Origin of the sequence: Actinomadura atramentaria DSM 43919, assembly GCF_000381885.1 — a bacterium.
Classification (GTDB): Bacteria; Actinomycetota; Actinomycetes; order Streptosporangiales; family Streptosporangiaceae; genus Spirillospora; species Spirillospora atramentaria.
In genome coordinates this window covers 1-6,862 of sequence record NZ_KB907235.1, presented here as the reverse complement: position 1 = coordinate 6,862, position 6,862 = coordinate 1, and the positions used below count along the sequence as shown (strand labels likewise).

The window sequence follows — 6,862 nt, the reverse complement described above, 5'->3', positions numbered from 1 at the left end:
GTCCGATGGCGTCCAAATGTGTCTACTTCCAACCAGGTCCGTTCAGTTCTGGTTGAAGTCGACCAGTTGCGTCAAATTTTAGATATTTGCTTCCAGGTCGATCGACATGAATCGGCGATATCGGCATTACTGGAGGGGCGCTACTGACGACATCGGTGTACATGGAGCCCGATACGTTTTGGAGCAGCACCTTGGGAAGGGCGACTGCTACTCGCCCTTCCCCGGCCGGAGGCAGCGGTGGGGGCCAGCGTCCCCGCCCGCCTCCCGCCCACACCGTTGGCTGAACGGCCGGAGCCTGTCGGCTGTCAGACGTTGGCCGCCCCGTCCTGCCGAGGGTCCGGAGCGTGAAGACACCGAACCAGAGTGCCGGTATCCGTCTCGCTCAGGCCTTGGTGGTCGCATACGGCGCAGGCGTCGATCACCGCGCGATCTCGTATTCGTCTGGCTTCGGCGTTCACCTCTCTGAGCGCACCGAGCGCGAGCGGCTGCTGATGCCAGCGCGGGGAGTCGTACTCGGGGATGGCGTGGTGGAGTTCGATGGCGTTGTCGATCTTGCCGTTGAGGATGGTGACCGCGCCGGAGGACGCTTCGGCCGGTCCCATGTGCGCGTTGCGTTCCTTCCAACCTGCCGCCGAGTCAGCGGCGCGCCAGGCGAAGCAGATCATTTGGCCGGGGGTGTATCCGGCTGCCAGGCCTTTCTTCACAACGTCGGCGAGCTCTTGACGGCGCCCCTCGGGAACCGGCGGGTAGTCGTACTTCTTCGTCAGCAGGCCGTCGAGGTAGGAGATGACGTTGATGGTCTCCATGCGCTCGACGAGCCCGGCGAGGGACTGGCGGGCCTCATGGGCACCTGGTCCGTGCCCCGTCACGAGGTAAGCGGTGATGCTCTCTGCGGTCGCGGTGGTGAACGCCGCACTGCCTACCAGGCGCCACCTTGCTTCCGTGCGGTAGAACCTGACGCCATCGTCTTCGTCGGAGACCACGAATGCTTCCACGGGAGTCTCGGCGGCGATGGCGACCAGATGCGCCCGGTACAGGTCGAGGAACGCCTCCCCGTCCGTGGTGGAATCCCCTGTCCACCCGGCCGGGGCCACCTCGGTCACGCTTGGCAGCGGTTTGTCGGCACGGTACGCGGCGTGGTTGACCAGCGCGATGTACAGGGAGAGGCCCAGCGAGGCGTCTCCGGGGAGCGAGCTCTCCGAAGAGCTCGTCGCTCCTTCTCGGGCGATGAGTTCGGCGATCTTACGGTCGCGCTCCGCGGCCCTGGCTTCCTCCTGCTTCTGCACGGCCTGAGCCGCTTCAGCCTCGGCCTGACGCCGGTGCAGGCGCTCCTGCTCTTGGACTTCGCTGCACTCAGGACACAGGTAGGTCCCGCTACGCCGGTCGAGATTCGGTCCTCCGACCTTGACGGCCCACGACCGGTTGGGTACCCGGATAGGTTCGTCGCAACTGGCGCACAGCGACCCGAGCAGCACAGCGTGGGAAGCCGATGTCGCCGTCATACTGACCGCCTGCTGCTCACCGATGCTGGCAACGGTCCGCGCCCATTTGCCGTCCTCGGCGACCTCCCAGTACTTCAAGGCGATCTCCCGCGCCTCCGCGGGCTGGTCAGCCTGGACGATCACGCGGATACGAGGCGCGGCAGGCGGGAACTCGGTAACCACCGCCGTCGGGACGGATCGCTGTCTCTTCGCCCGTTCCCGCTTCCGGCGCCGCTCGCGCTTACCCATGCGGCTCTCCAAGACTCATGAACACGATGGTTCCGCACGTCACGTCGCAATGTCCCCCGTTCCAAGCGAACAGGGCCAACACCGGACGTGACTCTCCTACTGGCCCCTTGCGCCCGTCATCACCCGCCGTCCGGCGGGTTACGGGAATGTCCCGACTAGTGGATCCTGGCCGAGTGCTCACAGCGCGGCTGGGAGCGCTCGGTCACACGGTGGAGGACGAGCGGCTGCTGGATATGGGGTTGCGGCGGCCGGGCGGGGCGGGATCGGAGGGGACGGTCCGCGCCCCGCGTTCCGGGTCGGCCAAGGGGCGGCGCTAGCTACGCGTGGCGGGCAGCCAGAGCTGCGCGGTGCAGTGCGTCTCCTTGCTGGCCACGTGCAGGGGCCGGTAGGCGGCGGGGTTGATCAGGCCGCCGGTGGCGAGGGCGGAGTCGTAGAACTCCTCGCTGACGATCATGGCGAGGTCGGTTCCGGCGTCGGCGAAGGCGTCCTTGAACGCGGGGGCGTCCAGGAGCCGGAACAGGTGGATCAGCGGGCGGCCGATGAAGCCGCCCCCGTCGTGCTGGATGTGCCCGGCGCTGACCGCCAGCCGCAACCGGAGGCGGCCGACGTCGTTGGCCGTCCGGTTGGTCCGCCGCAGCAGCGCGGTCAGGTGGTGGGCCAGGGGGTCCAGGAACAGCGCCGGAGGGATGCCGGGCGGGGTGATGATCAGGGTTCCGTCGCCGCGGTCGTCGCGGACCGAGCGCCACCACGGCAGGTCGGTCATCGCGAACGCCTCGCTCATCAACGTGTACATGATCGCGCGCAGGTGCCGGTGGGTCTCGTCGTCGCGGCGGCGGTCGCCGAACGCGGTGATGTCGGTGGCCAGGACCGTGGTGTGGATCAGGCCGGACGGCATCTCCGGGACGGTGCCGTGGTGGTTGCGGCCGTCGCCGGCGCGCAGCGCCGAGTCCGCGATCGACCCGGGGAACACCGCCGGGGCCGGTCCGGCGACCGGTGTCCCCGCCGAGACCGGAGCGGGGAACGGGGCGGGGACCGCGACGGTCTCGTGCAGGGGGCCGGGGTCGGGAGGAAGTTCACTCGTGGACGTGCTCACCGACGGGCTCCTCTCGCGCGGCCGCTGCGGCTCCCGCGGCGGCCGAACCGCTGCGGCGGCTCCATCGCCGGGTCGGCCCAGAACTCGATCAGCGCGTCGCACGCGGCCGTGCGGGGCGCGGACCGGCCCGTCACCAGCGTCCACGTCGTGATCAGCAGGAACCTCACGTACTCCTCCTCGTTGTTCGTTGGACTCGTCGGCGCGTCCAGCGCCGCGAGCGTCGACAGGTCCGCCAGCAGCGGGGACCAGCACCGTGCGTTCGCGCCCCGCACCTCTGCGGTGACGCGGCAGGGCCGGACGGTCTGGTGCCGGTCCTGGGCGGGTCGACGCGGGTGGGCGTGGGCCACAGATGTCGTTTCCGTCGGGGTTGCGAATGGTGCGGAACCAGAGATTGGCAGTCCTCTCGCGCGGACGGCGGTGTTTTCCGAAGAACGGACCAGAGCGGACGAAACTGAAGAGTTAGGCACCGGGTGAGCACGCTCGCGGCGTTTTCATCCGGCCGTATCCGCTGGTCTCCGGTCTCGTCCGGTTCCATCCGGTTCCATCCGCCCCGAAAACGATCACGCCCCTTACCTGCGGTTTCGACAGCGGACGGTGACGGAGGTAATGGGATGTGTCATTCTCCACAAACCTCACGGATACCGAGTGAGATCATGTGTGCAGACACAGTTACCGCAAAGGACGACGGACCCCCCTATGACCGGACTCTCTCCCCGCGCCGCCGCGGTCATCCGAGAATTCGCGGCCGCGCTCGCGGGCGCCAGGCACAGGGCGGGCGACCCGTCGTTCGACCGGATCGAGGAGGTGTCGGCGGGGCTCGCGGCGGCCAGCGTCGACGACGCGCCGGGCGTGGGCGTCAAGGTGGTGAAGCTGCCGACGTCGACGGTCCACGACATCCTCGGCGGCAGGAAGCGGGAGTCGCTCACCAAGTGGCGCCGCGTGGTGTCGTACCTGGTGACGCTGCGGGCGATCGTGGCCGAGGACGGGCTGGACCCCGACGTCCAACTCGGCACGATCGCCGAATGGAAGAGCCACTACGACCGCGCCTGCGAGCAGTTGCGCGCACAGGAACGCGACCGGGAGGACTTCCCCGCCCCTGCCGGAGGCCCTGTTGGACGGCCCAGGGCTCCCGAGCACGCCCTCCCGCCCGTCGTGCCGCCCGCAACGCCGCCGCCGGCCCCGCCGGACGGCCCGCCTTCTCCCTGCGTCGACGCGGCGAGGGTGACCGCCGTCGCGGCGAACGCCGCGGAGTTCGCGTCGAGGGCGCTGAACTTCATCGACGTCGTGCCGAACTACGAGGCCGACTCCGCCAGCGTCGCCGTGGACCCCGGGCCGGACCCGAACACCGAAGGCGACCCGGAAGACCTGACGCTCTCCCAGCGGCGGTTCCGGGAGTCCTACGGCCGGACCGGGCCCCGGCTGCTGCGCCGCGCCGAGGACGGAGACCCGCAGGCGCAGTTCCAGCTCGCCGCGCTGCTGGGCTGCGACTGGCGCGTGCAGGAGTCGGTGTACTGGCTGGAACGCGCAACCCGGGCCGCGTACCCGGCACCGCTGCTGTACGGCCTCACCGACGAGTCGTCCGCCGTCCCCTACGTCGAGCGCTGCCGCGAGGCCGCCTACCGGATCGGACTCGACTACGAAGCGGTCGACCGATCCCTCACCGCCGTCGTGTTCTTCCGCCGCGCCGCCCGGCTCGGCCACACCGACGCCGCCAGCAGGGCAGCCAAGATCCTCGTCGACGTCGGCGCCCTCACGGCCATCGACCCCCTGAGCTGGCCCCTCGACCCTTAGAGGGGCCCATCCCACGGGCTCGCGGCGATGAGGCAAACGCGATGTGGGACGTCAAGCTGCGAGTTGTTCCGCGCCTGGAAGGCCCCGCTCGCCGAACACGGCATCACTACTGGGCCGGTGCTGCGCGGCATCGACCGGCACGGCCACATCGCCGGCCGGCCCGGATGGGCCGGGAACGCCTCCGCCGACGGACGCATGAGCGGCGACGGCATCGCTCGCGTCATCAAGGACACCGCCGCCCGCGCCGGACTCGGCCACACCGCGATCCGCGGCCACAGCCTGCGCGCCGGCGGCGCCACCGGCGCCTACCTCGGCGGCGCCGACCTGGTCTCCATCGGCCGCCACGGCGGCTGGAGCGACGGTTCCAACGCCCTGCTCCGCTACATCCGCGATGTCGACCGCTGGCAGAAGAACCCCATGCACGGCGCCGGTCTCTAACGATCGCATCCCCTTACATCCGACCGGTGGAAGGAGAACGCGATGCGGGACGTCGGGCTGTAGGCGTAGCGTCCCCGCACCAACGACGAGAGGACTTGCATGGGGATCGCGATCCGCGAAGCGACCACGGCCGACCTGGAGTGGATCAATACCGACAAGGAGGAGTGGGGAGCCAAGGTCCAAGAGCACCACGAACATGGCGGCGGCCACTCGCTGGAGAAGGCGTGGGCGGTGCTCGTCGCCGAGGACGAGCGGGGCGAACGGCTCGGCTGGATGTACGTGGACACCGGCATGGACCCCTCGACCATCGTTCCCCACCTGCTGTACGTCGAGCCCGACCACCGGCTGCGCGGTGTCGCCCGCGCCCTGATGGAGTACGTGTTCGCGCGGCACGAGGGGGACATCGAGCTGGCCGGGTGGGACCCGAAGCTGTTCGATGCGTGGATCTCGCTGGGGTTCGACTACGAGCCCGCCGCCGACGACCGGCCGTACGACCTCCGGGGACGCATGATGCGCCGCGCCCGGCGACCCGACTGACGCTCCCCGACGTCCGACGACATCGCGCCGCCCTGCCGCTCTCGGTGGGGCGGCGCTCGGCGTCCCAGGCCCACTCAATCGGCATTGTGTGAGACCTCGCCGGGCCGGGGCATCGGCTCACGGCCGGTGCGCGGACGGTGCTGGCGGGAGGGGCCGGAACCCTGTGCCGAGCCACGGGCAGACGGGGTCGTCGGCGGGGCGCACGCACTCGTACCGGCTGGGGTACCCCGGGTCGTGGTCGCAGGCGCAGAACGTCGTCTCCCGCCAGCCGGTCTTGCGGCAGTCGGGGCACCGCAGCCAGTGCCGCACGTACTCTTCCTCGGGCGCGCGCCGGTGGTCCGGGCCGGGCAGCGCTCCGCGGTCGAGGCTGGCCATCAGGCCGTTGCAGGTGTTGCAGATCCCCACGCCGATCGCCCCGCGCACCCAGCCGTGCCGGTGGCAGTGGTCATGCACGAGCGGGTACGGGCTCTTCCCGCAGATCAGGCACAGCCCTTTCGGGCGGCCCCAGCCGTGCCCCATCCGGTACTTCACATGCTTGCCCACTTACCGCGCCTACCCCGCTGATCTCCCCATCGCGCATCCCGGGCCCCTGGGGAGACGACGGCGGGAGAAGGGGCGGGAAAGGGTGGGAAGGGGACGCCGCCGGTGGGTAGCCTGCGTTCCATGACCGTCCAGCGCCACGAGGGGCACCGCCCGCCGATCGAGCGGACCTTCACCGCCGTGCGGTCCGCGCTGCCCGAGCCCAACGCCGCGGCGTTCGACGCCGAGCTCGAAGCGATCACGTCCGCGCCGGTCGTGGACCTGGCGGCCCTGGACGGCTTCTTGTCGGCGTGGTGGCGCATCGCGGTGCGCGCGGCCGCCGACCCGGCCGACTGGCAGCGGATGAACCGCGAGGCCGGAGAGATCGAGGCGGGCGCGCGGCCGGTCGGCCCGACGCTGGAGCAGGTCCTGGCCCGCCGGGGAACCCGCCGCTAGGTGTTCACCATCCGGATGGGCTCGGACATCGCCGAGGCCCAGATCACCGCGCTGTCGGACACCGAGGTCGACGTCCTGCTGGAGATCTACGAAGTCCTGCGCCTGACCCCGGCGAACGGCCGCCGACTCACCCCGGCCGGTGCCATGTACGTCTGGGACCACCAGCGCGTCTCGGCGGGCATCTCGGTGACCTACCTCCTGCTCGAACCGCAGCGCGAGGTCGCCGTACTGCGAGTCGACCGCTTCCCAGCCTGATCGCCGAGAGCGATCGGCTCTCGGTCTCGTCGCACTCGGGGGG

At 70.3% G+C, this 6,862-nt stretch carries 9 protein-coding genes; 5 read left to right on the top strand and 4 right to left on the bottom strand.

All coding sequences use genetic code 11. The annotated features are described in order from the left end of the window. Positions 1–305 precede the first annotated feature (305 nt). The 3 genes from G339_RS0131830 to G339_RS0131820 all read right to left on the bottom strand — a co-directional run bounded on the left by G339_RS0131830 (position 306) and on the right by G339_RS0131820 (position 3,170). Positions 306–1,730, bottom strand: a complete 1,425-nt coding sequence (locus tag G339_RS0131830; protein WP_157408148.1) for a hypothetical protein — start codon at positions 1,728–1,730, stop codon at positions 306–308. A 313-nt stretch (positions 1,731–2,043) separates the two neighbouring features. Beyond that, positions 2,044–2,823: a hypothetical protein gene (locus tag G339_RS0131825; protein WP_019635105.1), complete on the bottom strand. Its 780-nt coding sequence runs from the start codon at positions 2,821–2,823 to the stop codon at positions 2,044–2,046. Continuing rightward, a complete protein-coding gene (locus tag G339_RS0131820; RefSeq protein ID WP_157408147.1) occupies positions 2,820–3,170 on the bottom strand; it encodes a hypothetical protein in 351 nt (116 codons plus the stop codon). Before G339_RS0131820 ends, G339_RS0131825 begins: the two co-directional genes overlap by 4 nt. 349 nt (positions 3,171–3,519) lie before the next feature. On the opposite strand from G339_RS0131820, the gene G339_RS0131815 reads away from it, so the two are divergent. The 3 genes from G339_RS0131815 (at position 3,520) to G339_RS0131805 (ending at position 5,589) form a co-directional block, all read left to right on the top strand. After that, positions 3,520–4,614, top strand: a complete 1,095-nt coding sequence (locus G339_RS0131815; protein WP_026341960.1) for an SEL1-like repeat protein — start codon at positions 3,520–3,522, stop codon at positions 4,612–4,614. Positions 4,615–4,731: 117 nt separating this feature from the next. Next, a complete protein-coding gene (locus G339_RS36055) occupies positions 4,732–5,052 on the top strand; it encodes a site-specific integrase (protein ID WP_019635103.1) in 321 nt (106 codons plus the stop codon). A gap of 99 nt (positions 5,053–5,151) precedes the next feature. Next, on the top strand, positions 5,152–5,589 hold the full coding sequence (locus tag G339_RS0131805) for a GNAT family N-acetyltransferase (protein WP_019635102.1): 438 nt from the start codon (positions 5,152–5,154) through the stop codon (positions 5,587–5,589). 117 nt (positions 5,590–5,706) lie between these two features. Here G339_RS0131805 and G339_RS0131800 read toward each other — a convergent pair whose 3' ends face one another. Further along, positions 5,707–6,132, bottom strand: a complete 426-nt coding sequence (locus tag G339_RS0131800; protein WP_157408146.1) for an endonuclease domain-containing protein — start codon at positions 6,130–6,132, stop codon at positions 5,707–5,709. A gap of 120 nt (positions 6,133–6,252) precedes the next feature. Here G339_RS0131800 and G339_RS0131795 point away from each other — a divergent pair, with 120 nt between their 5' ends. Both G339_RS0131795 and G339_RS0131790 read left to right on the top strand, forming a co-directional pair. Beyond that, the gene (locus G339_RS0131795) at positions 6,253–6,564 is read left to right on the top strand and encodes a DUF6247 family protein (RefSeq protein ID WP_019635100.1); all 312 of its coding nucleotides are present in this window, start codon (positions 6,253–6,255) and stop codon (positions 6,562–6,564) included. Continuing rightward, positions 6,565–6,819 (top strand): hypothetical protein, encoded by a 255-nt coding sequence (locus G339_RS0131790; RefSeq protein WP_019635099.1) that lies wholly within the window; start codon positions 6,565–6,567, stop codon positions 6,817–6,819. The last annotated feature ends 43 nt before the right edge of the window (positions 6,820–6,862 follow it).